The organism is Paenibacillus sp. FA6 (assembly GCF_051550225.1).
Taxonomy (GTDB): Bacteria; Bacillota; Bacilli; order Paenibacillales; family Paenibacillaceae; genus Paenibacillus_AQ.
In genome coordinates this window covers 1,052,847-1,076,988 of the sequence record NZ_CP188820.1, presented here as the reverse complement: position 1 = coordinate 1,076,988, position 24,142 = coordinate 1,052,847, and the positions used below count along the sequence as shown (strand labels likewise).

Sequence of the window (24,142 nt, the reverse complement as noted above, 5' to 3'; positions counted from 1 at the left end):
TGTTTCATCCCCTTACTCTCTATCTATTCGTTCACACCCTATTCGTTCACACCAACAGCATCAAATAAAGGAATAATTTCAATCCCATCGGCCGATATTCGCACCAGTCCCTTATCCGACAGACGAACTTCTGGAATGACTACAAGTGATAGTAGTGATAACGTCATGAACACGTTATTAAGACTACAACCTGCTCGTAACAAAGCCTGGCTTATCGCCTCAGATTGATGCGCTACCGTCTCGAATGGTTCTGGGGACATCAATCCACCAACCGGCAGTGGGAATAATGTTGTCTCACCTTCCGTCACCATGACCACACCTCCCTGCATTTCAGCAGCAAGGTTTCCTGCCTTAGCCATCAGAACATCATCATTCCCAATCACAGTCAAATTATGACTATCATGTGCTACCGTCATAGCGATTGCCGCCGGAACTTGCAATCCAATACCCATCAGAATCCCGATGGATTGACCACCATTCAATCCGTGGCGCTCAAATACAGCCATTTTGCACAGATCATCCGAATTCTCTAGATTCACATGGTCATCTTCTACTTTAACTTGAACTTTCCTTTCACGCGTATCCACGTGATTCTCGATCACTTCGATTGCTGTAGCGGATACCATCCCCTCAGCTATTGGAGCTACGATGTTGAAATCCTCTTCAGTCAATTGTCTGCCAATATGAACGGTCTCGAATGCTTCCTCAGGAATACGATATCCATCCCAAGTCATCTTCATCTGACCATTCTCAGCCACAACTTGACCCGCAGCAATCGTCATCACCACATCTACATCGGCTAAATTGCCATCAAGTAATATGATATCTGCACATGAACCCGGTGTTATGGAGCCAATATCTCTTGATACCCCAAACCGTTCAGCCGTATTGATCGTTGCCATTTGGAAGGCAGTCACAGGCTTTACCCCTTGCGAAATCGCATGTCTAACTACAAAATTGATATGCCCTTCCCGAAGTAGTGATTCAGAACTTCGATCGTCTGTGACCAACATCATACGTCTTGTATCAATTCCGTCTTCTGTATGAGCCTTAATGGTCTCTGCCACATCATGCCAAGCAGATCCTTGACGCATCTTCGCATACATTCCAAGTCGAATACGTTCGATAACATCTTCCTTCGTCACACATTCATGATCCCCACTTATACCACTCGCAGCATATACTGGCAAGCGCCAGTCATCCGATTTCCATGTGAAGTGCCCATCAGCATATTTCCCTGCACGTAGCGTTTCTTGAATCTCACGAATCATCTTGTCATCACCATATACAACACCTGGAAAGTTCATCACTTCGCCTAGTCCAATCATATCTGGTCCCCAACTTAATGCTTCGGCAACTTCCTCAGGTCCAATAAAGGCCCCTGTTGTCTCAATATCTGGATGTGTTGAGGGAACGCAAGATGGAGCCTGCATATATGCTGCCAGAGGTGTGGTTCTTGCCTCATCTAACATGAAACGCAGACCCTTTAGGCCCATGACATTTGATATTTCATGTGCATCGAAGAACCCACCTGTTGTTCCCAGGGGGAGTACCGCTTTGGCGAACTCGGTTACCGTAAGCTGTGTGCTCTCAATATGACAGTGACCATCCAGAAGTCCTGGAGCAGCATATTTACCTTGCGCATCAACTACAACCGTATTCTCATCTATAGTATGACTAATATCTTTGCCTACATATGCTATTCTTGAGCCCTGTACTGCAATCGACATTCCAGGTAGGATTTCACCTGAGATGACGTTCACTAACTTAACATTTATCACTGCTAGTGAAGCCTTAAGGTCCCCACGCGCTGTTGCAACAAGTTCGGGCATACAATCTGCTAATGTTGATCTGTTCCATTTGTATAACTCTGTCATTATATATTCTCCTTATCCTCTTCATTCTTGAGATAATTATCCACTAATCGATTAAGGCGATTCAATTGGTGACCATAGTCGTACATCGATGCGGCTACAATCGTTAATCGGAATGAACGACCACCTTCTTGTTCGATGTAATGCTTAATATTTCTTTTAATAAACTCATCGCTAGTTTCTTCCGTCAGTAGTGCTTCTGTTGTGTTCGGCTTTAACTTATGATCGAGTTTCAGCAGAATATGTTCGTGAAATTTCGTTAGCATTTCAATTTCATCAGTGAATTCCTGATCTGTATCCGCAAGACGTTCCGATTGGAAATAATGCTCCCCTATCGCATCTAACACTTCCTGACCCTTTCGTAGCGTATTCAGCATTTGCTTATACACAACTAAGTGCCTACTCTCACTGAGTGAACTCCTCTTAAGCTTCTTAAATTCTTCCTCAAATAACGAATACTTGTCGGAAAGAATATTAATATCCTTCTCCAAGTTATTCTTCTCATCCCTAAATATATGTTCCTTCAATTCATCGGTAATCGACGTCCGTAGCAATAACGACATTTGATCAAATATCCTTTGAATTTGCCCCGTTAATTGCTGTCTTGGTTTCGGTGGCATAACCAGAATATTAATTAAAAATGCTGAGATGATCCCAATAATACTTAGCGAGAATCGATTCAACGCAAATTCCCATTGACCTGAAGCTTCCATGACAGAAATGACTGTTACAAGAGTCAAACCAATCGTATCACCCATTTTGAATTTCAGACAGATCATTATAACAACGATACATACGAGTCCAACAGCAATAGGTTCATTTGAGAAGTAGTAACCGGCCAGCATTGCAACGACTGCTCCCAAAGTATTCGTCTGTATTTGGTCAAGAAAATACCGCCATGAACGATATATAGAAGGCTGCATAGCAAATATAGCTGCAACAGCCGCAATGACAGGAGGCGAGAGTTGAAGCCATGAACTAAGATATAAAGCGAGAGTAACCGCGATCCCTGTTTTAAGCATACGTGCACCAAAAGTCACAGTCATCTGTCCCCCTCTATAATTGGTTATTATGCATGAAATCCTACATATGGTTCATACTAATTCTGGAAAGCAAAAGAAACCAGAGGTGAAATAAAACATGAGTCACAAGCGAATCCTAACTAAATTAGCTATAACAACATTGATGACAGGTCTTCTATTCAGTGGGGCACAGATAAGAGAGTCCACCGTATATGCTCATTCGGAATCTCCAATAACGGAAACACCCCATCATAACAGGCAACACAAACATCAACATCGTCATGGTGGCATCACAAGAAATGCAGCTCATTTGCTAGGTATGGAAAGTCAGGAGTTATTGAAAGAATGGCAGAAAGGAAAGACCCTAATTCAAATCGCCAAAGATCGAAAGGGGTGGGACGAAGAAACGTTCACCAAGAAACTAAGTGAGATACAACTCAAAAAAATAGACACCGCCATCAAGTCTGGTAAGATAAGTAAAGAACAAGGTGATATGATCAAGCGGAAATTACCAGAAAAACTAAAGAACGCTCTAAATCATAAGCATGGAAATCACCATGAAATACAGCGTGGTACGTTCTCGCATCTTTAACTTAATTACTTTTCTATATGACGGATTAGCGAACTCTCTTTCACTTGACTTGGCAATTCGTCATATTCATTCAACTTTGAAATCCTAACTTTGCGGTTAGGATTTCATTCACTCCATATCATTCAATTCATTATATCTTCTTATCCGGTTCCGACACGGGAACCTCCAATAAATCTAAAATAAACATGAATATCGGTACTCCAAGAATCAGCCCCCATACCCCTAAGAAATGTTCGAATACGATGAGAACGGTAAACGTATAAAAGATAGGCAAATGAGTTTTAGAAGACATAAACTTCGGATTCATGAAATAAGCCTCAAAAGCATGTAATGCTGCTACCATCGCCAGCACATAGACAACACTGATCATTCCACCAATTTTGAATGCAATAGCGCATAATGGGACTAATGAGACAAACACACCTACAACAGGAACCAGACCTAGAAGAAAGATCATAATTGCAAGCGCGAATAAATTAGGAAATCCCATCATCCACAGGAACAACGTTGAAACAATACAATTAATGAGAGAGATTAGAAATTGAACTTCAATTACTTTTCCGAATGAGAAAATAAACTTCTTACCATAGTAAGTTAATTCATCGTAGAAATAAGCAAATTTACTTTCCTTAAATTTCGCGGTGAAGTGAGTAACTTTCTCCTTCTCTAACATGAAGAACAAACTCATAATAAGGGCTATTCCAATATTGAAGCTCCACTTACCAATATCAGATATCGTCTTCATTATGATACTTACACCTTGATCCACGTAACTAACCACATCAATCTTACGAATAGACTCCATTAAATAGTTCATTATTTTGTTATCTGTAGGCTCAAAGGGTTTACTGTAAAAAGAAATCACTTGCTGTACGAGATCATTGAGCTGCGATATCAGCTTAGGGGCATATTTGTATGTACCAATCGTTAAAATACCCAGGGCAATAACATAGAGAATAATAACTAACAAAATTCCATTAATCTTTAACCGTTTAGTGACCTTTTTAGTAAGAAATGAATGCAACCGATTAACCAAGTAGGTGATAATAAACGTGATTAACAATAGATTCATCATACTTCTAAATAAATAAAGTGACATAATAAGTGTTGCCAGAACAATGATTCTTTTAACAGCCGGGATTTGAAGAGTTTCTTTAAATGATGTCATCACGTAAGGCTAGGCTCCCTATGTTCAAGGTATTTTTGTTCGTACTGGACTCTATTGTATCATTAGATTCATACTGTTGAAAAGTGTGACCTCCAATGATCCATATGTTAAAGAATGATTCCCTTTTTATACTTCAATTATGATTCGTCATTTTTTCCAAAAAGGGTTATATTTGCTGAGATGCTCACGGAGTAATGGACAAAAATTAAAATTCCCTTAAAGAAAATTAAAATAATTTTATAAACTCTTAAGGAATGGAACTCCAACTTCTGTTAAACTAAAGTCTAGTAAACGTGCATCTAATATTAAGGGGGATTACAAAGTAATGACTGACAAAGAACTAGGAAATCCAGAGAATGAATCTTTTGAAGAAAAGCCTGAGGAAACAAACTCAGAAAAAAATGAGAGTATTGAAAATGAAGTGGTTGAAGATGAACTGATTGTAGACGAGCCCATCCTTTCCACTACAGAATCATTAAACTCGGATGAGACGGCTGTTCTTTTTCAAAATCAAGACAATCAGAATCCATCAAATCAAGTATCCGCAATTGCTCCACCATCTAACAGTAGCCCTAAGCTATGGATGGGTCTTTCTCTTCTGCTTGCTATTGTTCTAGTGATTGTTCTTATTAAACCACCTTTTGGTGGCAATGGAGGAACTACCGCCGTAGCTACTGTGAATGGTGTTGATATTACTAAGGAGACGCTTTATAACGAATTGGTTACTCTTGGTGGTACTCAGACACTCGACAATCTTATTACAGAACAACTTATTGAACAAGAAGTGACCAAAGCAAAAGTTACTGTATCGGAAGAAGACGTAACCAAAGAATTGGATACGATTAAGAAAAACTTCGGAACGGAAGAAGAGTTCACAGCAGCTCTTACCCAAATGGGTATGACATTGGACAACCTAAAGAAAGAAATGCAAATTCAAGTAAAAATACGTAAATTAGTAGAACCACAAGTAAAGGTAACTGATGAGGATATCAAGGCATTCTTCGAAAGCAATGCAGATACATTTGGCACAGCAACACTCGAAGAGTCATCTGCTGATATTAAAGAAATGTTGACCGGTCAACAACTTTCAACTTTATCTTCGGAATGGATCGCTGGACTTAAATCAAAAGCAGACATCAAGAATACACTAGTTACAGATGTGAAGACACCTGAGACAACTACTGATGAGCCTACTACTGATGAGCCAGTTACTGAACCCGTAAAATAACATTTAACTAATTTCAGCAAACAGACCACATGAGATCAACTCATGTGGTCTGTTTGTTAGTTCTTATTGGTTATTAGGCGGCTAGACGTTTAGCAAATCCAAGTGTTTGCCAATATGCGACTTGAGCGACTGCTCATAAGCCTCTTCTTTCTTCTCAAGCGTATCGAAGAACTCGTCACTAAATAGATTCTGACCAGATTCATCTTGTGCCTTTAGTAATATACCATACGTAATATGGAGTAATTGACGTGCATTATCTTCTTCCATATACTCTGGTAACTGCTCGTCAGACACTTGATCCAAAGGCTTAATTCTGGAAATGTTTGTAGTCACATGATAGTAGGCTTTGGCTTCTTCGAAGTGCTCCAGTGCGTAAGCATGCATTCTACGATACAATGAAGGGTTCTCCTTCGCTACTGTTCTTATCGCTTCGAGCCAATTCGTTCCTGCTGTTTTCACATGGAAGCGTCCCTTCGTATACTTAGCAATCACCGGAAATACGCTTAACTTATCGCTTCCAGAATGGATACTGAGTTTAAATCCAAAGTGATCAGCAATCGCTGCATGAATACGTAGTTCTTTCTCAAATTGTTCGAGATCTCCGATGTAATCTATTCCTTTTTGGAATTCTCCACAAAATCTTGGGGCCATACTAAATATACTAACATGGTTACGTTCTAGTTCCGCTGCTACGAAATAATGAGCTTCCGGAGATGTTGGAGTCACCGTTTCGTCTATGGAAATTTCAAAGTCAATCTCGCGATCCACCGATTTAATATATTTTTCATAAATGTAGACCATGAATGGAATAGCTTCATTATAAATAAGGACACATTTCATAAATTCTTTATGATCAAAGAATACTTTCTCTTCACCCACCTGGAATGATTGATCTAGGTATCTTCCTTCATAATCCTTACGTATCTCTTCTGACAGTAGCCCATAACGTTCATTTAATTCAAGATCATTGAGATCCTGAATATCACTTGGAATCTTCTCTGAACAATCTAGCGTCAGCATGGTAAATCCTAGATCGAGAGACATCTGAATGTCTGCTTCTTCTTTCAAATGATCCCCATCAGCTCCGTATCCATCTCTGAATCCCTCTTGAAATGCTGCAAAACTAGCTGCATCAAGCACATCAAGATAAGTTCTGCCAGTCAAGGCAAGTTCACGGATACTTTGTTGTGCTAGAACCGGTGAGACAGGACGACCTCTGAGTGTCGCTAAATGCCCCGGCCCTGCAAGTCCCAAGCGATCCCCTAAACCAAATGTTGTTGACTGTCTTCCAAAAGCTTTCGGTGATAAATGCGAGAAGTATCTGGCAAGAATGATACGATTCTCATGGGATAAAGGACATAATTTAAACCCATCTTGCACTTCACCAGCCAGTTCATTAAACAATTCACCGTCGCCAACCACCATGATTGCTTTCTTACCTTCCACTTTAAGCATAAGAAGGTGATCTGTATTATGGGTATGTAGAGAACGTTCATAAATTTTCACCTGTTGTGGTGATGCGGATTCAACGCGACCTTCTTTTAAAGATTGGGCAATTTGTTTCATAATAATAAACCTCCATATAATAGTATTTTATTATTGCTAACGAGTTAATTGTGCTGAAACCTCGTCATACACCCACTTAATGGGGATCTGATGTTCTCTAGCCGCCTTAGCGGCATCTTCGTACTCGGGGCCTTGGTGGATAACCTTCTGATCTTGCCACGCTTGCTTCACTCTAATCGTTCCATATTTCGTATCCACAGAGATCCATTTACGATCTAGTATTTTGCGAGACCATTCGCTTTTACGAACCCCAAAGGTTGTCGTTTCTCTTAATAGCGTCTCTTCACATTGATCCACATGATCGGGTAAAGATAATACAGTCACTAATACACCAGGTCTGTTCTTCTTCATATAAATGGATGTGTAAAATACATCCAGTGCTCCTGCTTCCAACAAACGCTCCATCGCGAAAGCCATCATCTCACCTGTACAGTCATCTAATTGAGCCTCCAGAACTTGAATCGTCTCTCGCTGGCTATGCTCATCGTGTTCAATTAGACATACACGTAACACGTTGGGATGGGCGAAATCCTTCGTCCCTGCTCCATAACCCATTCTTTCGATTTGTGCTGCAGGGAGTAATCCAAAGCGTGTCGCAAGAGCCTTTAGAATTCCGGCTCCAGTAGGAGTTGTCAATTCGCTCTCTACAGCAAAGTCATCCAATGGGATGCCCTTTAGAATCTCCAATGTAGCGGGTGCCGGAATAGGGTACAGACCATGCGCCATTCGCATTCTTCCTCTTCCCGTCGGAACAGGCGATGATTCGATAGTATCAATATCGAGGTTCTCGAGTGCCAGACACACGCCGATAATATCAATGATAGAATCCATGGCACCTACTTCATGAAAATGAACATCTTCTGGACTCATGCCATGAATTTTACCTTCCGCAACAGCGATCGCTTGAAAAATCCGAACACTTCTAAGCTTGACACGTTCCGGTAATGAGGATTGTTGAATATCCTTTATAATTCCCGAAGCTTTACGATGGACATGATCTTGGCTATGTCCGTGATCATGACTATGATCGTGACTGTGTCCGTGATCATGACTATGATCGTGACTGTGTCCGTGATCATCATTATGATCGTGGCTGTGTCCGTGATCATGACTATGATCGTGACTGTGTCCGTGATCATCATTATGATCGTGGCTGTGTCCGTGATCATGACTATGATCGTGGCTGTGCCCGTGATCATGACTATGATCGTGACTGTGGCCATGATCATGGCTATGATCGTGACTGTGGCCATCAGCCTCTTTTTCAAATCGGAGGACTAGTTTCTTGGCTGACATCCCTTGCTTCACGACAGTTTCAACATGCATTTCGAAAGGATCAAAGGGAAGTAGCTTCAGGTGATCTCGGATATAATCGATATCCGCTCCTAGATCAATTAAGGCTGATAAGGCCATATCTCCAGCAATCCCTGCGAAACAATCGAAATATAATACTCTACTCATTTGTCATTCGCCTCCGCTACCAATTGTTGAATAATGGCTGCGTTGTACCCCGCACCGAAACCGTTATCAATGTTAACTACTGAAATCCCTGCTGCACAGGATGTCATCATCGATAATAGAGGCGTTAGACCTTCGAAATGGCAACCATATCCTACGGAAGTAGGCACTGCGATAACAGGTCTTCGCACAAGACCACCTACAACACTAGCCAATGCCCCTTCCATGCCGGCAACTACTATGACAACATTGGCACTTTGGATATTCTCGCGATATGCTAGTAATCTGTCAATTCCTGCCACACCCACATCATAGATTCGCTCTACTTTACAACCCATCCACTCCGCAGTGATGGCCGCCTCTTCTGCAACAGGCATATCCGAGGTCCCCCCGCTTAGCACAGTAACTTTCCCTAAGAAAAGACGCTTCGCTGTTCCATAGGTGAAGATTTGCGGAATGGCTTGATAGACTCCCTCAGGAAATAACACCATCAATTCAGCGCCTATACTTGGCGCTAACCTAGTAACCATAACGCGACCATGTTTCTCAATGAGACGTGAAACTATGATTGTAATTTGTTCCTTAGTCTTCCCAGCACCAAACACAACTTCGGGGAATCCCGTTCTTTGTTCACGGTCCGTATCCAACTTACAGAATCCCAATTCCTCAAACGAGCTCATGACTGCCTCCTCGTTCCAATACGCGATTCATACTGCCACTTTTATAACCGGAAAGATCCATCGTTACAAATTCATAGCCTATCTTACGCAATTGGTTCGTAATTTCAGTTCCCATCTCGAGCAGATGGGTCATTTCATTGGGTTCAACTTCAATTCGGGCAATACTATTATGCGTTCGAACTCGAACTTGACGAAACCCTATTGACAGAAGATAATCTTCTGCTTGATCTACTTTGCTTATATTCTTAAGTGTAATCGTCTCCCCATAGGCAATCCGTGAAGACAAGCATGCGAAGGATGGTTTATCCCAGTTCGATATTCCGAGCTGCTTCCCAAGCTCTCTAATCTCAGGTTTGAATAAACCCACTTCTTGTAGCGGTCCGCGAACTCCATATTCTCGAGCTGCTTTCACGCCTGGTCTATGTTCACTCATATCATCTGCTATGAGGCCAAATACTAAGTGGTCATATCCTTCTACACTGTCATTAATATAGGGAAGTAACTCTTCGAACAGATTTTTTTTGCAGAAATAACAACGATTCTGTGTGTTCTCCACATATCCCGGTATTGCTAGCTCAGATGTATATACTACTTTATGCGGCGCACCTAACTCTATAGCAATTCGCTTCGCATCTTTCAACTCGCGAGAAGGGTATGTTTCCGAATCTGTTGTGACAGCCAATACATTGTCCGCCCCAAGTGTATCCAATGCCACTTTTAGTAAAAGTGTGCTATCCACACCACCGGAGAATGCCACCACTACTCGCTTCATTTCAGCTAATGTCTCTTTTAGTTGGTCATATTTATGCTGTAGTTCAGACATTTCCTCACACCTTTCATTCCATTAAAGAATCCACGAAGTTTTAAGTTGTCATTTCCTTAATACTAGTAGCATCCGGTATTTGGAATTTGGCAATTTCCTTATAGCTATCTTTCAATTGGCTATAGACTTTCAGATATATAGGCAGTAGTTGTTGGTAAAGTTGATGATTCTGTTCATTGGGTTCATAGCGCTCATTAGAGGACGCCTTAGTAGACCCAGTAGGATCTACCAGCTTATCAATCACTCCCATAGCGTATAGACCTAACTTAGCAGCACCAAGACCTGAGCTCTCAATAACTTCAGGTACTTCAACTGGAATCCCCAGAACATCCGCCATAATCTGACAGATAAGTTCAGATTGTAGTACTCCACCAGAAGCTCTTATAACTGTTGGCTTCACAGCAAGCCCCTCCATCAAGGATACAATCGATCCAATTTGAAAGATTATTCCTTCCATTGCTGCTCTTAGCATATGAGATTTGTGATGGCCCATTGATAACCCGAAGTATACTCCTCTTGCCTTAGCATCCCAAAACGGCGCTCTCTCACCTGTTAATAGTGGTAGAAACAAAAGCCCATTAGCCCCAGGAGGTGCCTGTCTAGCTACTTCTAGAAAAGAAGTATATTGTGCAAACTGATGTTGCCCTAGCGGTGCTAATCCATCCGAGAATAATTGTTCAACCGTCCAGCGAAGTACAACCCCACCGTTATTCGAAGCGCCACCAATCACCCAGTAGTCCTCTGCTAGCGCATAGCAGAACAATCGACCTTCAGGATCAAGTGTTGGTTGGCGTACAACCGCACGAACGGCACTACTCGTTCCAATCGATACAGCAGCTTCACTTGAATCCATCACACCGATTCCAAGGTTAGCTAGCACACCATCTGATGCTCCAATGACAAATGGCGTATCCTGATTAATCCCAATCTTAGAAGCGTATTCAGGATCTATTCCTTTTATCACATGTGTTGTGGGCACGGGATCAGATAACTGTTGCTTACTTATCCCAGTCACTTGAAGAGCCTGCTCATCCCAATCTAACTGATGAATATTGAACATTCCTGTGGCACTTGCAATCGAATAATCAATCGTGTATTCCTTAAACAAACGATAGAATATATATTCTTTTATACCGATAAATTTAGAAGCCTGTTGATATATCTCTGGTCGATGCTCACGTAACCAAATCAGCTTCGTCAAAGGAGACATCGGATGGATCGGGGTTCCCGTATTCTGATAAATGGATTGACCCTTCCCATTTCTGATCAATTCTTCGGCCGCTTCAACACTTCTCTGGTCTGCCCATATAATGCTCGCGGTCAATGGTTGATGTTGCTCATCCATAACGATAAGACTGTGCATAGCTGAACTGAATGACACACACAAAATATCATCCGGATGAACTCCCGATGTTACAATTACTGCATTCATACCATCAATAACTGCTTGAAAAATTTGCTCAGGATCTTGTTCTGCCATATCTGATTGCGGAACATGAAGTGGATACGCAATGGAATGGACACCTGTGACCTTCCCTGCACGATCAATCAATAATGTCTTTGCGCTTGTCGTACCGATATCCACAGCAACTACAAAATTGGGTTCATTCTTCATTTACTTAGATACCCCTCCTGATCAAATTGCCATTCAAAGGGTTCACTAATAACTTTGATTCGAGAATTTCCCTTCACTTCTTCAAGTAAATTCTCAGAAATCTCAATCTCACCCAAATGTAATGTATCTTTGATTCTTACTAATCTGCATGTGGTGAAATCAAGAATATTGCAAGTTTTGACCGCTGCTTTAATCGCATCTCGGTCATTACTAAGTGTTGTTGCCTGTTTCGTAGGAGCACATACCGTGGAAGTCAGACCATTGGCATAAGTAGCTATCCAATCAGCCTTACTAACCAACCGTTGCGTCGTGAAATCTGCTGTACCTACACCATTAACATTCCCCTGAGACTCTTCCGTTAAATCCAAAACAACCATCTTGTTGATCTCAGGTCCTCCATGTGCATAAGGCGTTGGATAACGGCCCGTCACATTTGGATCCATACCATCTCCACTAATATTTTTACCGATATAATCTATCACTAATACATCCAGATTAGAGAACATGATTTGTGGTAAACGTCTTTTCGCTTCAAGAAGAAGTTCTGGTTCCCGCTCCTCCATTTCCGCTGCTGGAACGACCTCTATTCTACATGTCTGATCATAAGCATTCTCTATCAAGGCAACTCCGAATACGATCGGTAGCTTGTCAATCATTCTTGCAGCCATAGCCGGAACATTCTCCGCCATATATTTAAATCCCAATTGATGGGTTGCTTCTGCACCTTTTTGTTTACCCAGACCAATCGCGATCATCTTCAGCAATCCACTTTCAATGGAACCACGGAATGCTGTATGCGGCTTCACGCGATTAATAACGACAATGGCATCTGCCTCTGTTGCAGCAATTCTATCCACATAGACAGGTAATCCATTAGGAAGAGTATCTATCAACACAACATCCATAGATGATCGAACCGGAACGCCCATGCTCTTCTCATCTATTCCTAAATGCGCAAGTACATCACTCTGTCCTTGATCAGTCGCGCCACCGTGGCTACCCATGCAAGGGACGATAAAAGGTTCTGTTCCTGCACGTTTCAATTCATCAATCACGCATTTTGTTATTTCATCAATCTTATATATTCCACGGCTTCCTACAGCAACGGCTACTCTACTCCCCTTAGCAATGGTAGGAATACATCCCGATTCTTCGAGCTTCAACTTTAATTCAGCAATGGGATCATCCAGCTTCGTATCATCGAAATGTTGACGGATCTTCACCATGCGAGGCACGGGGATATCCTTCAGCATTTGACTTAATAGATCGTTACTCATATGGTCATCGCTCCAAATCCGCCATCTACACGAATTAATGCTCCCGTTACGAATGAGGACGCTTTCTTAGATGCTAAGTAAATTGTAGTTCCTTGTAATTCCTCTGGATTACCAAAGCGATTCATTGGTGTATGAGTCATAATAGATGCTGTCCGTTCTGGTGATAGAATCTTCTTATTCTGTTCAGCTGGGAAGAACCCAGGAATTATCGCATTAACTCTAATATTATGCGGTGCTAACTCACGAGCAAGAAATTTCGTTACACTGTTCACGCCTGCTTTGGAAGCAGAGTACGTAAACACTTTGGATAACGGTGGATCAGAGGAAACAGAAGATATATTAATGATCGAGCCACCCCGGCCTTGATCAATCATTTGCTTACCAAATATTTGACTTGCTAATACAACGCTCTTCAAGTTGACATCCATAATCTTATCCCACTCGTCCATCTTAAGTTCAAAGAATGGCGTTGAACTATTCGTTCCAGAACAGTTCACCAAAGTATCAATGCTACCCGTCCATGCCAAGACCTGCTTCAGCACTTCTTTTAATTCATCTTCCACTGTCACATCTGCTTGGAATACTTCAGCTTCTCCACCAGCTTCTTCAATCCGTTTCTTCACGTCATTTGCCTTATCAAGATTACGTCCAACGATAGCTACTCGTGAACCTTGAGATGCTAAAGCCTCAGACATCGCTCCTCCAAGTACGCCGTTCCCACCTATAACTACTGAAGTTGTATCAGTTAGATCAAATAAATTCATAATAATAGTCCCTCCTAATGGTATATTGCTATATTAACGCAAATAACAACGTTGTTATTAATCATAATAACCCACTTTATATGTACTGTCTACCTCTTTACAACAAATAAATTCCTTATCGTTTTGAATGGTCTATGCTATAATAACAACGTTGTTAATTGTAGGAGGGATCAATGAAGTGTCCGTTACGATTAAAGATATAGCCGAACGTGCAGGTGTAAGTTTCTCCACTGTTAGTAAGGCACTTAACGACAGTCCGCTTGTGCACATGGATACGAAACAGAGAATATTAGATATCTCTCTCGAGTTAGGATACCAACCTAATACTGCCGCTCGCAGACTCGTATCGAATAAAAGCTGGACAATTGGCGTAGTATGGCCTTCAGTAGAACGATTCGCTCCATCAGCGTTAATTACTCGGATCAATAATGAAATGGCCAAGCATAATTATACAACACTGTTGTCAATCAATCAGACCGAATTAGCAATTGAAACCTTCCTTCGCTTACAGTGTGATGCCATTCTTGTGTTCTATGACCGAGAAGGTGAAGAATTACAGAACTTTACTAAACAGTCAGTCATTCCTATTCTTTATTATGGTGTGAATGGATTAACACCATTCACAACAATTGACGCTACTCGAAGTAAAGCTATTGAACTTGCCATTGAGCATTTGGTTTCACTAGGTCATGAGCGAATTGCCTATGTAGGAAATACGAATTCGAAGGACCCCTTACAATCTGAGAAGGTAGCTGCTTTTACCGAGCAATTGGCCAAATATCACCTGCCTATCACGATAGAATCCCTTATTCCCGTGAATAGTCTAGACACTTATGACGGTTATATGATCACGAAACAATTACTTGTCTCTTCCAATCAACCAACTGCCATCATCAGCGGAAGCTACGATCTTACTAAGGGAATCTTGCGTGCTGCGACCGAATTACAAATCCAGGTGCCGGAACAATTGTCCATCATTAGCTATGATAATATTCAACAAATGGAAGAACTTGAAGTGCCTATGACAGCAGTAGGTGTATCGCTGGAGGAAATTGTTAGCACGACGGTGCGAACCTTACTTACGATGATTGAGCAAAAGGATCCTGTACCCTCCATTTATTTGGTACCAGAGCTAGTTATCCGCTCATCCACATCAATACCTGCAAGGATTTGATTCTTATCGGCTACCGGGACAAAAATAACGGATTCCACACGTATTTTCTACGTTAAAATCCGTTATTTTTCATATACTAAGGCAGCTCTGTTAGACCATTAGGCTTACTTGTTATTCCTCTATGCATTCCCTTGAAGAATTCCTGCAACTGGGGTGACACCGAAAGTCTTTGCTAAATCAATCAATTGCTGGTCCGTTATTTGCTGTTTAATCGGATGTTGAGCTACTAACATATATATTTGCGCAGCCTTTTCTACCGTTTCAATCAGTCCAAATGTTTCATCCAACGTAGATCCTGTACCGAATATGCCATGTTGCGGCCAAATGACAATTCGATGATCCTTCATCTTCTTCGCTGTTTCTCGCCCAATCTCATTACTCCCTGGCACCATCCAAGGAATCACACTAACACCATCAGGGAAGACAACGATACATTCCGTACACATCTCCCATAAGGTCCGAGTAAACATCAATTCATCCAAATCATGAATAAAAGTCATCGCTAGTGTGTTAGTCGAGTGCGTATGCATGACTACCCGATGCGTGGGATCCACTCGTAACCGTTCAATATGACTCATGAAATGAGATGCCAGCTCACTTGTTGGAACTGCTCCATCATTCAATCCCCACAAAATATCGATGCTCTTCCCCGTAGACGATACCCGAATAACACCCAGGTTCGACTCAGGATCTGAGATCATATTTTTGAAATACTTACCCGAACCGGTCACAATGAAATACTTACTTGCTAATGGCTCGACTGGAAAGGTCAAATCAATCGTCCTAATCACTTTCTGTGTATCGATATATTTGCTAACTTCGGACTCATCTAACAAATAACTGATATTCCCTCCGTTACGTTCGTCCCAACCCAATTTCCACATATGATAAGTAATATCCGCCATTTCACGTATAAAAGGTACTTCGATTGCTGACAAATTACTCCTTGCTGGCTCATCAACCTTAAATACTAAAGTCACAGTAGCTCTCTCCTTTATAGTCAGTCTAGTTTAAGATTATTGGGGTCTATACATTTATCCTACGTTCACTATTCTTTATTGTCAACATAACAATCATATTTAATGTTGTTTTATGTTTTGTTTGTGTATTTTTAATGACAAGTAAAGAAATAATGTATCGGTAATCACTTAAAGTTGCTAATATTAAGATGGTTGTCTTATTGTAATATAAGATTAATTTGTTAATGAAAGAGTGGTGTCCTAATGTTAGCAGCTGAGAGAAGGCAACGAACGATTGACCTTATTCATCAAGATAAGCGCGTATTGGTCGCGGACTTAAGTAAAATGTTTGATGTCACAGAAGAGACCATTCGTCGTGATTTAGAGAAGTTAGAGAAAGAAGGAATTGTAACTCGTACTTACGGTGGAGCTATGCTCAATCGACACACGAACGAGGATCTTCCCTATTCGACTAGGAATACGATTAATATGGATATGAAAAGAGATATTGCCTTGAAGGCTCTACATTTAATTCAAGATGGCGATACCCTAATGGTGGATCCCAGTTCAACGGCATTCGAATTTGTGAAAACGTTAACTAATAAAAGTAATCTCACAATGATCACAAATTCTATTAATATTCTTTCTGAATTTGCAAATTCCAACTTGAATATCATTTCAACTGGAGGCTCTCTGCGCTACCGTTCACTTTCATTAGTAGGTCCGATCTCTCTAGAAACAGTTCAGAAATATAACGTGGATACGGTTATTATCGGTTGTAAGGGACTTTCGCTCGATAAGGGGATTACAGATTCCAATGAACCAGAATGTGAATTGAAGAAAACGATGCTCAAACAAGCTAACAAAGTTATTCTGCTAGCTGACCATACGAAATTTGATAAGGTTGCCTTTGTAAAGCTAACCGAACTGAATTTTATCCATTATATCATTACAGATCAGAAGCCCTCCAATCAGTGGTTAGAGCGATTAGCGGAGGTTGATATTGAAGTTATTTATTAAACTGTGAGGAGGATGAGTATTATCCTCCTCTCTACAGATGTTTCCCCAAATTACACTTGCATGTAATACATCCAACTATTATTGTTTATTGACAAGATAGGTAACCACTGGTTATAATGTTACCATCGGTTACTAACCGTTGGTTATCTTATTTTATTATCCCAATAGGAGTGCTTATCAGAAATGTTAACTAAACAGGAACTTCGTTCACAAGAGACGAAGAAAGAGATTATTAAGGCGGCTGGACAGCTGTTCTCTACTCGAGGGTTCGATTCGGTTACGATGCGAGAAATTGCCAAAGTGGCAGGTTGTTCCCATACTACGATTTACATTTATTTCAAGGATAAAGAAGCACTACTTCACCAGCTCTCTATGCCCCCACTCGAAGCATTAAAAACACAGCTTAAGAGTATCTCCCTACAGATAAATTTATCCCCTGAAGAAAAGCTTAAAACCGTCAGCCTTGAATTTATTCGTTTTTGCTTGCTTCATCGGAATATATACACGACCTTTATAGCCGTAAAGTCATCGCGTGTGGATCAAGAAGACTCAGCGAATGAAATTAATAAAATGCGGATTTCTTTGTTTACATTTCTGGAGGAGACACTTCAATATTGCTTTGTCATTGAGGGGAATGATGAACTTCTCTTGATGTACACGCGCATCTATTTCTTCACCTTGCATGGCATCGTAAGTACTTATACCCATTCTGAAGAATCCCTCGAGAGCCTGATGGACAGATTGTTACCTACTTTTGAAGAGGCGATTGAGGTGCTATTGATCGGTATACATGGAAAATTAAAAGGAGTGAAATAAAATGAAAATAACACAAATTTCAGATCATATTTGGAGTTTGAAGATATGGATAGTGATTCCGATTCACGTGTGGATTGTTGTTAATGAGGAAGGAGTAACCTTGGTCGATGCAGGGATACCCTTCATGGCCAAAGGTATTCTTACATTTATAGAAAAACTGGATGCAGGACCACTGACAACCATTCTCTTAACCCATGGTCATGGCGATCATACCGGAGCCATCCAACGAATACTAGAAGATACCCAGGTCCCTGTATTCGCCCATCCGATTGAAATCCCTTATATAGAAGGAGAACTTCCCTATCCTCGTAGAAAAAAGGCAGCGATCACCGTTGCTAAGCAACTCACGCATGCCCTTCCCGAGAACGAACACGGGGTACTTCAATCCATTGGGGGATTAACACCTTACCACACCCCGGGTCACTCACCCGGTCATGTCGTCTATTACCATCAGGAGGATCAAGTGCTGTTGGTTGGAGATCTTTTCACTGCTAAAAAAGGTAAACTCCGTAAACCAATGGCGATATTTACCGCTGATATGGCTGAAGCCATCCGAAGCAGTTCCATTGTCCGTCAATTGAAACCACTCCGACTTGAAGTCTGTCATGGATCATCCGTTCTCCGACCTGCGGATCAGTTAGACAATTACTTGAAGTCATAACAAGTGTCAATTTCTACCCGACATCATACTCAACAAGCCAACAGTCCCTTAATTCTCCTTCATGCCATTCGTGTTTCTCAAGCAGCTTCTTTTTCTCAAACCCATTCTTTTCGTATACCCTCAGAGCTCTTGTATTCCAAGTTTGAGGGTCCATAACAATTTTGCCCGCTTCTTTATTCGTGATTAGATAATGAACGATCTCTTTTATCAAAAGTGAACCGATACCTTGGTTCCAATATTCAACTTCCCCTATGAATTGATCCAATCCATATATATTACCTGCAAATCCTTCGTATCCATATTCCTTCTTTTCTTGATCATCAATGAAGTAGAACTGAATATACCCTATCTCTACTTCTTTGTATTGAATGATGCATTGCGTGATACCTTCTCTATTGTCATAGAAATTCTCTCTAATTAATTTCATATCGTGTGGACGATCACGACCTTCGTAGTATTCCAGCACCATTGGATCAGACAGCCATTTCAACAATAAGGTAGCATCTTCCGCTCTAAGTTGCCTAAGCCTCATTTCATCTTTTCTAAATAAAAACATCAAATTTAATCTCCTGTCTTAGAGCGGGTTAGACGCCTCAGCGTATTCTTCTATGAAAATCGATTGATTCTAAGTTGTCCGATTTCTAAATTGATCTAACAGGCTTTTCACTTCCCTAAATGATCTAAGGATGATAATATTCTTATCCTTTTCATGAATCTTTAGTTTATCGAGAATGGCTGGTCTTTTATGTTTTCTGAAATTCCATACCCATCTAATGAATTCCCAATCTAACTGTTCAGGGCATCCTTCATTTAAATCTGGCCTAGTTCTTCCATGGTACTTAATTCTTCGTTTAATAACTCTAAATGTAGTTATCCATGGGGATAAATCAAAGAAAATGATTGTATCTGCTCTCGCAATTCTAATATCTAATGTTCTACTATAGTTTCCATCGATGATCCATTCATTGTTTAGAATAAGCTCTTGTTGGAAAGTATCCCACTCCTCATTTGGAGTCGCAATCCATCCAGGTTGCCAATAATACGCATCCAAATGATATAAAGGCAATCTAGTAATATTCGATAGTTTTCTAGCAAGTGTTGATTTTCCCGATCCACCTGATCCAATGATCATGACTCTTTCCATTCGTATTCTCCTATTCAGTCGATCTGAGCCGTCCAGCCAAACAAATGTCGCATGCAAACAATGAACGATGGATGAAACAGACCCTCAGATCGATGAGCTGGGGTGATACATCCAACTCTTCCCTGCCCGTAAGTATGAATCCAACCAGCTGGTGCCTCTCCATCTTTCGAGCTGGAACGCAAGAATACATGTGTATTGGCTTCGTCGCATTTCACAAAATAATGTTCATCGAGGAATGAGAATGATCCCCTGTTCATGCCAAGCTCTGATACCAGATCTGAACTCTCTGTCCATGGAATAGACTTGTCCAATACTGGATGATATGTAACTTCAGCATTTTCTGATGGATGGTAAAGAAAGGATCCACGTAACATTTGTACATATTCGCAATCCTCATCATAAGATGCCATTCCGGCATGCCACGCAATCCAAGCTCCATCTTGTTCTACATACTGTTCAATCTGCTTTGAGACTTCTGATGTCATCCAACGCAGTTCAGGTTCGTTCTGTGGATCTACTCTATTTTCTGCAAATAGAATAGTTATATCCGGCTTGTCATTCAGCCGTTCACTTATCCAACTGGGTTCACAAAATTCAAGCTGAACCTTCCCCTCCGCGATGTGCGGAGAGAGAATTTCAGTCAACGATTGTTGGATCAGGGCAAGGTCATGGTAAAAGTCCCCAACTATGGCTAGTACCTTTTTCATATCGGCAAATCTCCTTTCTGTGCTTAAATCTATATGTTAGAAAGGCATCGGTTGACCTTTATGATCAACCATCCAAGCATCATCTGGCAACTTCACTTTCCCCTCGATCATATCTAATATTCCTCTGGCTGTATCCTCTGGATCCCCCGGAGCTTGGTCTCCACCCATTGGCGTGCGTATCCATCCTGGATGAATTGAGATGACACTGAAACCTTCCGGTTTTAATGCATTCTTTAACTGAGCCGAGAAGAAAGTCAGAGCATTCTTAGATATCGCATACGGATAATCCCCACCGTAAGCGCTAGTGAAGCATCCTGATTCGGAGCTTACATTGATAATACAAGCATTTTCACTCCGACGAAGTAATGGCAAGAAATGCTTAATCATCTTCATCGGACCGTAGACATTGGTCTCCATCGTCTGTTCCATATCACCAAAGTCTAAAGATTCAATAGTCTCATTACGGGCGATTAGAATGCCTGCGTTATTCAGAATTACATCAATATAGTCCATCTCAGACTCAATCGTTTCTTTTGCCTGGAATATCGAATTCTCTTTCGTTACATCTAATGGAACAATAGTAAGTTTCCCTGTGCCAGAATGTAATTCGCGTAGTCGTTCCTCATCCCGCTCCGGGTTTCTACTTCCCGCTATGACATCATGTCCACGTAACAATCCTTCTCTAACCGCGGCGTAGCCCAATCCTTGTCCAGCACCTGTTATCAATATTCTCATGGCGTTCAATCAGTCTCCTTCAATCTATCAATTTCGTTACACTGGGTGTTTAGTTATTATCATTCTCAAGCAATTCAATAAGTACCTTCAAATGATCAGAGCTGTCTATGTAAGCGTAGCGCCCACCTGTATATTCACCTTTCTGAATCAACGGCATGCCATTCTTCTCGAGCAACATCACCTTTTCCTTCATTCCATGGATCATGAATGCGATATGATGAACTCCTTCGCCCTGTTCATCAAGGAATTCACGCCATGTACTCGGATTCTCATCGGGCTCAATTAATTCAATTTGCAGTTGGCCACAATCGATAAAAGCGAGCTTTGCCCGTGCTTCTGCAGGTTGACCTTTATATTCAGTCTGTGACATTTCAAGCGGATCAGTCATAGACCACTTTGGTTTCTCAATGCCGAAGAAATCAGCATAAGCTTGTGATACCTTTTCAATATCTTTTACGATGATCCCGATTTGTGTCACGACTTGAGTTCCCAATATGTTCTTTTCCATCGTTATCAGTCTCCTTTAGTAGTAGTAGTCACAACGAAAGCGCTTGCACAGATTTCCATTGATAGAGGCGATCACAGGATGACTCGATTCTACCAAATAATCTACACCTTGTCACATCCCACGAACTCTTCACCAATGAATCCCACGCCAAGCGATGTGTCATCCGTACCACAAATACCGATACGTTGGAAGATGAAAGGGTATCGGCATGCGATGACCCTACATCTTCTATTCAAGAAGGCAGCAGTAAGCTCTTCACACTGAATGACTCACATTCTCTTTTTTTGTCTATACCAATAGGAGTATATTTCCTGATATCCGAGTCTCTCATAGAGCTTTACAGCTGGTGTATTACTTTTCACTACCAACAAGTAACTGTGGCTTGCCCCATTCAACTTGGCCCACTTCCCAATGTGTAAAATGAGTTCTCTAGCATATCCTCTATTTCTATATTTAGGATCTGTCACAATATCATACAGTCCAACATGGTTTTGTTCGATCACACCAATCCCACAAGCAACAGGAATTGTATCATAATAGAGTGTAAAGAATCCTTTCCTTAGAAACGACTCAGACAGTAATTTCTGGGTAATTCCAGCATTAGATTTGGAGAGTTCATTCATATCCGCCAAAGTGTGTAGCCACTCGTTCGTCATTTCATAACTAACATGTACATGGTTTGTTCGAGGTTCTTCAAGCTCTGACAAATCAAGTATTTGAACACTTGAAAGGTCCACTACATCATAACTCAAGCCGTTCAATATATTGTCTATATTCCCTGGAGTAACAAAAGGAGTTATTTTAAAGATGGTATCCAATCCAACGCTTGAATAAACATCTTCACAATACTGGATTTTATCTAGAGTGTTCTGCTCATTCTCATTGTAAATGGGGCTAATGGAATTCGATCTTTTCGTATATCCGTTAGCGAAACGTAAGAGCCACCCATCATAAACAAAACTCTGTAATGCCGGCCAAGCGTTAAGGGCGTATTCCTCAATCTTTCTATTCATGCCATTCACCACCATATATTCACTTTGAATAAATATACATGTGAACGAATGTTAATTCAATGGTTTAAGATCACTTTTCTTAAATATACTCTGCCTTGAATGAACTAGAACCACACTAATACTTTATTCTATTCATCCTGAAAGTAATAAAACATAGCAGATATATAAGATTTGCCACACCAAACAGTAAAAAAACACTTGGGGTTAAGAACATATATAGACTGTACGGTAAACTCCACAAAAAAGCGATTAATACAACCAAACTCCTCAATTGCCTTAATCCGATTATGAATACACCTGCCGGGATAACTAACATGGTAAAAGTAATTAAAGGACTACTCCTGTTCATCCCTTCAAAATATGGATTGCTCCACACTAAAATAATCCAAAGAATTATTGTAGATATACTTGCTACATATCCAAGTACTTTCATACATTTAATAACGCCTTCATTTTTCATTTTGAATCCTCTATTCTTTATTGTGTTTTGTCCGTGGTGTTTTATCAATAGTACATGATTATCGTTTCAGGCTCTCCGCTAAGTGACTTAGGCAATAAAAGCTATAGGGTCTGCGTCTTTTTGTAGCTTGGTAAACAAACTTCTCGTTTCTGTTACGCCACTTCTCATATTTTAAATATGAATCTTTATACTGCTAGAGAAAAATATCAAGAAGGACTCATCCACCTCGGATCAGCACCTGTCCAATGTCGAACACCTTGCGTAAAAAGTTCTTCTTCATTTTCATCAAAAGCTATTAGAAAACGAATGACAGTATTTCTTGCATATACCCAGTTTGATCTAGAAATATCATTTTGAAGTAATTCTTGTTCCACACAGACTATTCACTCGACAACTTATAAACTTTACCACTTACCGGATTAACAATGTACTCTACTTGTGTTTCATTTTCATTGAGTTTAAATAAATACCCGTGCTTGATAAAAATATTTCCAGAGTTAACCAAACCAAACGTTCGTTCTTCAGTCTCTTCAATTTTATAATCGGTAGTGTTTTGCTTTTGTTCATGAATTAACATTTTGGCTTCTTCATACGAGTAATTAGGAAAGAATGCCCACAGCATGGTCGGTGCCAATAAGAGTATAAATATTTGTAACCCATATACAATTTTTAGTTTGGCTGGAGATACTCGTTTGGTTCTAAAACAGCCCAAGATTCCTGACAAAGGTAAAGTAATTAGGAAACTACCATTCATCACTCTACTATAATAATTATTGAGACCTACGAGAATGAAAATCCCACCGATGATCTCGATAAGAAAAACAGCTGCAATAGCCAAGTTCATATATTTAAAGAAATCAGTGTTTAACTTTCCCACT

General features: G+C 40.7%; 25 protein-coding genes. 6 read left to right on the top strand and 19 right to left on the bottom strand.

Annotated features, from left to right (window positions below; all coding sequences use genetic code 11):
- Window positions 1-38 precede the first annotated feature (38 nt).
- Together ACP8HI_RS04930 and ACP8HI_RS04925 are read right to left on the bottom strand one after the other, a co-directional pair.
- The gene (locus ACP8HI_RS04930) at window positions 39-1,877 is read right to left on the bottom strand and encodes an adenine deaminase (protein WP_438350015.1); all 1,839 of its coding nucleotides are present in this window, start codon (window positions 1,875-1,877) and stop codon (window positions 39-41) included.
- Entirely contained in the window at window positions 1,877-2,914 is a 1,038-nt protein-coding gene (locus ACP8HI_RS04925) for an FUSC family protein (RefSeq protein WP_438351709.1), read from the bottom strand. Before ACP8HI_RS04925 ends, ACP8HI_RS04930 begins: the two co-directional genes overlap by 1 nt.
- A gap of 100 nt (window positions 2,915-3,014) precedes the next feature.
- Between ACP8HI_RS04925 and ACP8HI_RS04920 the strand changes: the two genes are divergently transcribed.
- Window positions 3,015-3,488: a hypothetical protein gene (locus ACP8HI_RS04920; RefSeq protein WP_438350014.1), complete on the top strand. Its 474-nt coding sequence runs from the start codon at window positions 3,015-3,017 to the stop codon at window positions 3,486-3,488.
- 130 nt (window positions 3,489-3,618) lie between these two features.
- On the opposite strand, the gene ACP8HI_RS04915 is transcribed toward ACP8HI_RS04920, so the two are convergent.
- The gene (locus ACP8HI_RS04915) at window positions 3,619-4,656 is read right to left on the bottom strand and encodes an AI-2E family transporter (RefSeq protein WP_438351708.1); all 1,038 of its coding nucleotides are present in this window, start codon (window positions 4,654-4,656) and stop codon (window positions 3,619-3,621) included.
- Window positions 4,657-4,981: 325 nt separating this feature from the next.
- On the opposite strand from ACP8HI_RS04915, the gene ACP8HI_RS04910 reads away from it, so the two are divergent.
- Window positions 4,982-5,884 carry a SurA N-terminal domain-containing protein gene (locus tag ACP8HI_RS04910; RefSeq protein WP_438350013.1) on the top strand — a complete coding sequence of 301 codons (903 nt, stop codon included), beginning with the start codon at window positions 4,982-4,984 and terminating at the stop codon, window positions 5,882-5,884.
- An 81-nt stretch (window positions 5,885-5,965) separates the two neighbouring features.
- Here ACP8HI_RS04910 and ACP8HI_RS04905 read toward each other — a convergent pair whose 3' ends face one another.
- The 7 genes from ACP8HI_RS04905 to ACP8HI_RS04875 are packed head-to-tail and all read right to left on the bottom strand — an operon-like array spanning window position 5,966 to window position 14,067.
- Window positions 5,966-7,450, bottom strand: a complete 1,485-nt coding sequence (locus ACP8HI_RS04905; RefSeq protein WP_438350012.1) for a tagaturonate epimerase family protein — start codon at window positions 7,448-7,450, stop codon at window positions 5,966-5,968.
- A 36-nt stretch (window positions 7,451-7,486) separates the two neighbouring features.
- The gene (larC, locus tag ACP8HI_RS04900) at window positions 7,487-8,911 is read right to left on the bottom strand and encodes a nickel pincer cofactor biosynthesis protein LarC (protein WP_438350011.1); all 1,425 of its coding nucleotides are present in this window, start codon (window positions 8,909-8,911) and stop codon (window positions 7,487-7,489) included.
- Complete coding sequence (larB, locus tag ACP8HI_RS04895; RefSeq protein WP_438350010.1) at window positions 8,908-9,588, bottom strand: nickel pincer cofactor biosynthesis protein LarB; 681 nt, start codon at window positions 9,586-9,588, stop codon at window positions 8,908-8,910. The genes larC and larB overlap by 4 nt, the downstream gene beginning before the upstream one ends.
- Complete coding sequence (larE, locus tag ACP8HI_RS04890; protein ID WP_438350009.1) at window positions 9,575-10,411, bottom strand: ATP-dependent sacrificial sulfur transferase LarE; 837 nt, start codon at window positions 10,409-10,411, stop codon at window positions 9,575-9,577. The genes larB and larE overlap by 14 nt, the downstream gene beginning before the upstream one ends.
- A 40-nt stretch (window positions 10,412-10,451) precedes the next feature.
- Window positions 10,452-12,026 carry a gluconokinase gene (locus tag ACP8HI_RS04885; protein ID WP_438350008.1) on the bottom strand — a complete coding sequence of 525 codons (1,575 nt, stop codon included), beginning with the start codon at window positions 12,024-12,026 and terminating at the stop codon, window positions 10,452-10,454.
- A complete protein-coding gene (locus ACP8HI_RS04880; protein ID WP_438350007.1) occupies window positions 12,023-13,303 on the bottom strand; it encodes a lactate racemase domain-containing protein in 1,281 nt (426 codons plus the stop codon). The genes ACP8HI_RS04885 and ACP8HI_RS04880 overlap by 4 nt, the downstream gene beginning before the upstream one ends.
- Window positions 13,300-14,067 carry an SDR family oxidoreductase gene (locus ACP8HI_RS04875; RefSeq protein WP_438350006.1) on the bottom strand — a complete coding sequence of 256 codons (768 nt, stop codon included), beginning with the start codon at window positions 14,065-14,067 and terminating at the stop codon, window positions 13,300-13,302. The genes ACP8HI_RS04880 and ACP8HI_RS04875 overlap by 4 nt, the downstream gene beginning before the upstream one ends.
- A 178-nt stretch (window positions 14,068-14,245) precedes the next feature.
- Here ACP8HI_RS04875 and ACP8HI_RS04870 point away from each other — a divergent pair, with 178 nt between their 5' ends.
- Complete coding sequence (locus ACP8HI_RS04870; RefSeq protein ID WP_438350005.1) at window positions 14,246-15,241, top strand: LacI family DNA-binding transcriptional regulator; 996 nt, start codon at window positions 14,246-14,248, stop codon at window positions 15,239-15,241.
- A gap of 119 nt (window positions 15,242-15,360) precedes the next feature.
- On the opposite strand, the gene rhaD is transcribed toward ACP8HI_RS04870, so the two are convergent.
- The gene (gene rhaD / locus ACP8HI_RS04865) at window positions 15,361-16,221 is read right to left on the bottom strand and encodes a rhamnulose-1-phosphate aldolase (RefSeq protein ID WP_438350004.1); all 861 of its coding nucleotides are present in this window, start codon (window positions 16,219-16,221) and stop codon (window positions 15,361-15,363) included.
- 243 nt (window positions 16,222-16,464) lie between these two features.
- On the opposite strand from rhaD, the gene ACP8HI_RS04860 reads away from it, so the two are divergent.
- From ACP8HI_RS04860 to ACP8HI_RS04850, 3 genes are all read left to right on the top strand, one after another.
- Window positions 16,465-17,220, top strand: a complete 756-nt coding sequence (locus ACP8HI_RS04860) for a DeoR/GlpR family DNA-binding transcription regulator (RefSeq protein ID WP_438350003.1) — start codon at window positions 16,465-16,467, stop codon at window positions 17,218-17,220.
- A 183-nt stretch (window positions 17,221-17,403) separates the two neighbouring features.
- Entirely contained in the window at window positions 17,404-18,036 is a 633-nt protein-coding gene (locus tag ACP8HI_RS04855) for a TetR/AcrR family transcriptional regulator (RefSeq protein ID WP_438350002.1), read from the top strand.
- Between the two features lies 1 nt (window position 18,037).
- Window positions 18,038-18,697, top strand: a complete 660-nt coding sequence (locus tag ACP8HI_RS04850) for an MBL fold metallo-hydrolase (RefSeq protein ID WP_438350001.1) — start codon at window positions 18,038-18,040, stop codon at window positions 18,695-18,697.
- A 13-nt stretch (window positions 18,698-18,710) separates the two neighbouring features.
- Here the strand turns inward: ACP8HI_RS04850 and ACP8HI_RS04845 are convergent, their stop codons facing one another.
- From ACP8HI_RS04845 to ACP8HI_RS04810, 8 genes are all read right to left on the bottom strand, one after another.
- Window positions 18,711-19,253, bottom strand: coding sequence for a GNAT family N-acetyltransferase (locus tag ACP8HI_RS04845; RefSeq protein WP_438350000.1), 543 nt, complete (start codon window positions 19,251-19,253; stop codon window positions 18,711-18,713).
- A 69-nt stretch (window positions 19,254-19,322) separates the two neighbouring features.
- Window positions 19,323-19,841, bottom strand: a complete 519-nt coding sequence (locus tag ACP8HI_RS04840; RefSeq protein WP_438349999.1) for a DNA topology modulation protein — start codon at window positions 19,839-19,841, stop codon at window positions 19,323-19,325.
- A gap of 14 nt (window positions 19,842-19,855) precedes the next feature.
- Window positions 19,856-20,548 (bottom strand): ThuA domain-containing protein, encoded by a 693-nt coding sequence (locus ACP8HI_RS04835; protein WP_438349998.1) that lies wholly within the window; start codon window positions 20,546-20,548, stop codon window positions 19,856-19,858.
- A gap of 36 nt (window positions 20,549-20,584) precedes the next feature.
- The gene (locus tag ACP8HI_RS04830; protein WP_438349997.1) at window positions 20,585-21,283 is read right to left on the bottom strand and encodes an SDR family oxidoreductase; all 699 of its coding nucleotides are present in this window, start codon (window positions 21,281-21,283) and stop codon (window positions 20,585-20,587) included.
- A gap of 49 nt (window positions 21,284-21,332) precedes the next feature.
- Window positions 21,333-21,791 (bottom strand): VOC family protein, encoded by a 459-nt coding sequence (locus tag ACP8HI_RS04825; RefSeq protein WP_438349996.1) that lies wholly within the window; start codon window positions 21,789-21,791, stop codon window positions 21,333-21,335.
- Between the two features lie 269 nt (window positions 21,792-22,060).
- Window positions 22,061-22,804, bottom strand: coding sequence for a GNAT family N-acetyltransferase (locus tag ACP8HI_RS04820; protein ID WP_438349995.1), 744 nt, complete (start codon window positions 22,802-22,804; stop codon window positions 22,061-22,063).
- Between the two features lie 666 nt (window positions 22,805-23,470).
- The gene (locus ACP8HI_RS04815; RefSeq protein ID WP_438349994.1) at window positions 23,471-23,638 is read right to left on the bottom strand and encodes a hypothetical protein; all 168 of its coding nucleotides are present in this window, start codon (window positions 23,636-23,638) and stop codon (window positions 23,471-23,473) included.
- Window positions 23,639-23,643: 5 nt separating this feature from the next.
- Window positions 23,644-24,141 (bottom strand): hypothetical protein, encoded by a 498-nt coding sequence (locus tag ACP8HI_RS04810; protein ID WP_438349993.1) that lies wholly within the window; start codon window positions 24,139-24,141, stop codon window positions 23,644-23,646.
- Window position 24,142: the final 1 nt, after the last annotated feature.

Bases quoted from the DNA above. Each gene is read 5' to 3' on its own strand.
- ACP8HI_RS04930 (WP_438350015.1), bottom strand. From the start codon at position 1,877: ATGACAGAGTTATACAAATGGAACAGATCAACATTAGCAGATTGTATG.
- ACP8HI_RS04920 (WP_438350014.1), top strand. From the start codon at position 3,015: ATGAGTCACAAGCGAATCCTAACTAAATTAGCTATAACAACATTGATG.
- ACP8HI_RS04915 (WP_438351708.1), bottom strand. From the start codon at position 4,656: ATGACATCATTTAAAGAAACTCTTCAAATCCCGGCTGTTAAAAGAATC.
- ACP8HI_RS04910 (WP_438350013.1), top strand. From the start codon at position 4,982: ATGACTGACAAAGAACTAGGAAATCCAGAGAATGAATCTTTTGAAGAA.
- ACP8HI_RS04905 (WP_438350012.1), bottom strand. From the start codon at position 7,450: ATGAAACAAATTGCCCAATCTTTAAAAGAAGGTCGCGTTGAATCCGCA.
- larC (WP_438350011.1), bottom strand. From the start codon at position 8,911: ATGAGTAGAGTATTATATTTCGATTGTTTCGCAGGGATTGCTGGAGAT.
- larB (WP_438350010.1), bottom strand. From the start codon at position 9,588: ATGAGCTCGTTTGAGGAATTGGGATTCTGTAAGTTGGATACGGACCGT.
- larE (WP_438350009.1), bottom strand. From the start codon at position 10,411: ATGTCTGAACTACAGCATAAATATGACCAACTAAAAGAGACATTAGCT.
- ACP8HI_RS04885 (WP_438350008.1), bottom strand. From the start codon at position 12,026: ATGAAGAATGAACCCAATTTTGTAGTTGCTGTGGATATCGGTACGACA.
- ACP8HI_RS04880 (WP_438350007.1), bottom strand. From the start codon at position 13,303: ATGAGTAACGATCTATTAAGTCAAATGCTGAAGGATATCCCCGTGCCT.
- ACP8HI_RS04875 (WP_438350006.1), bottom strand. From the start codon at position 14,067: ATGAATTTATTTGATCTAACTGATACAACTTCAGTAGTTATAGGTGGG.
- ACP8HI_RS04860 (WP_438350003.1), top strand. From the start codon at position 16,465: ATGTTAGCAGCTGAGAGAAGGCAACGAACGATTGACCTTATTCATCAA.
- ACP8HI_RS04855 (WP_438350002.1), top strand. From the start codon at position 17,404: ATGTTAACTAAACAGGAACTTCGTTCACAAGAGACGAAGAAAGAGATT.
- ACP8HI_RS04850 (WP_438350001.1), top strand. From the start codon at position 18,038: ATGAAAATAACACAAATTTCAGATCATATTTGGAGTTTGAAGATATGG.
- ACP8HI_RS04845 (WP_438350000.1), bottom strand. From the start codon at position 19,253: ATGTTTTTATTTAGAAAAGATGAAATGAGGCTTAGGCAACTTAGAGCG.
- ACP8HI_RS04840 (WP_438349999.1), bottom strand. From the start codon at position 19,841: ATGGAAAGAGTCATGATCATTGGATCAGGTGGATCGGGAAAATCAACA.
- ACP8HI_RS04835 (WP_438349998.1), bottom strand. From the start codon at position 20,548: ATGAAAAAGGTACTAGCCATAGTTGGGGACTTTTACCATGACCTTGCC.
- ACP8HI_RS04830 (WP_438349997.1), bottom strand. From the start codon at position 21,283: ATGAGAATATTGATAACAGGTGCTGGACAAGGATTGGGCTACGCCGCG.
- ACP8HI_RS04825 (WP_438349996.1), bottom strand. From the start codon at position 21,791: ATGGAAAAGAACATATTGGGAACTCAAGTCGTGACACAAATCGGGATC.
- ACP8HI_RS04820 (WP_438349995.1), bottom strand. From the start codon at position 22,804: ATGAATAGAAAGATTGAGGAATACGCCCTTAACGCTTGGCCGGCATTA.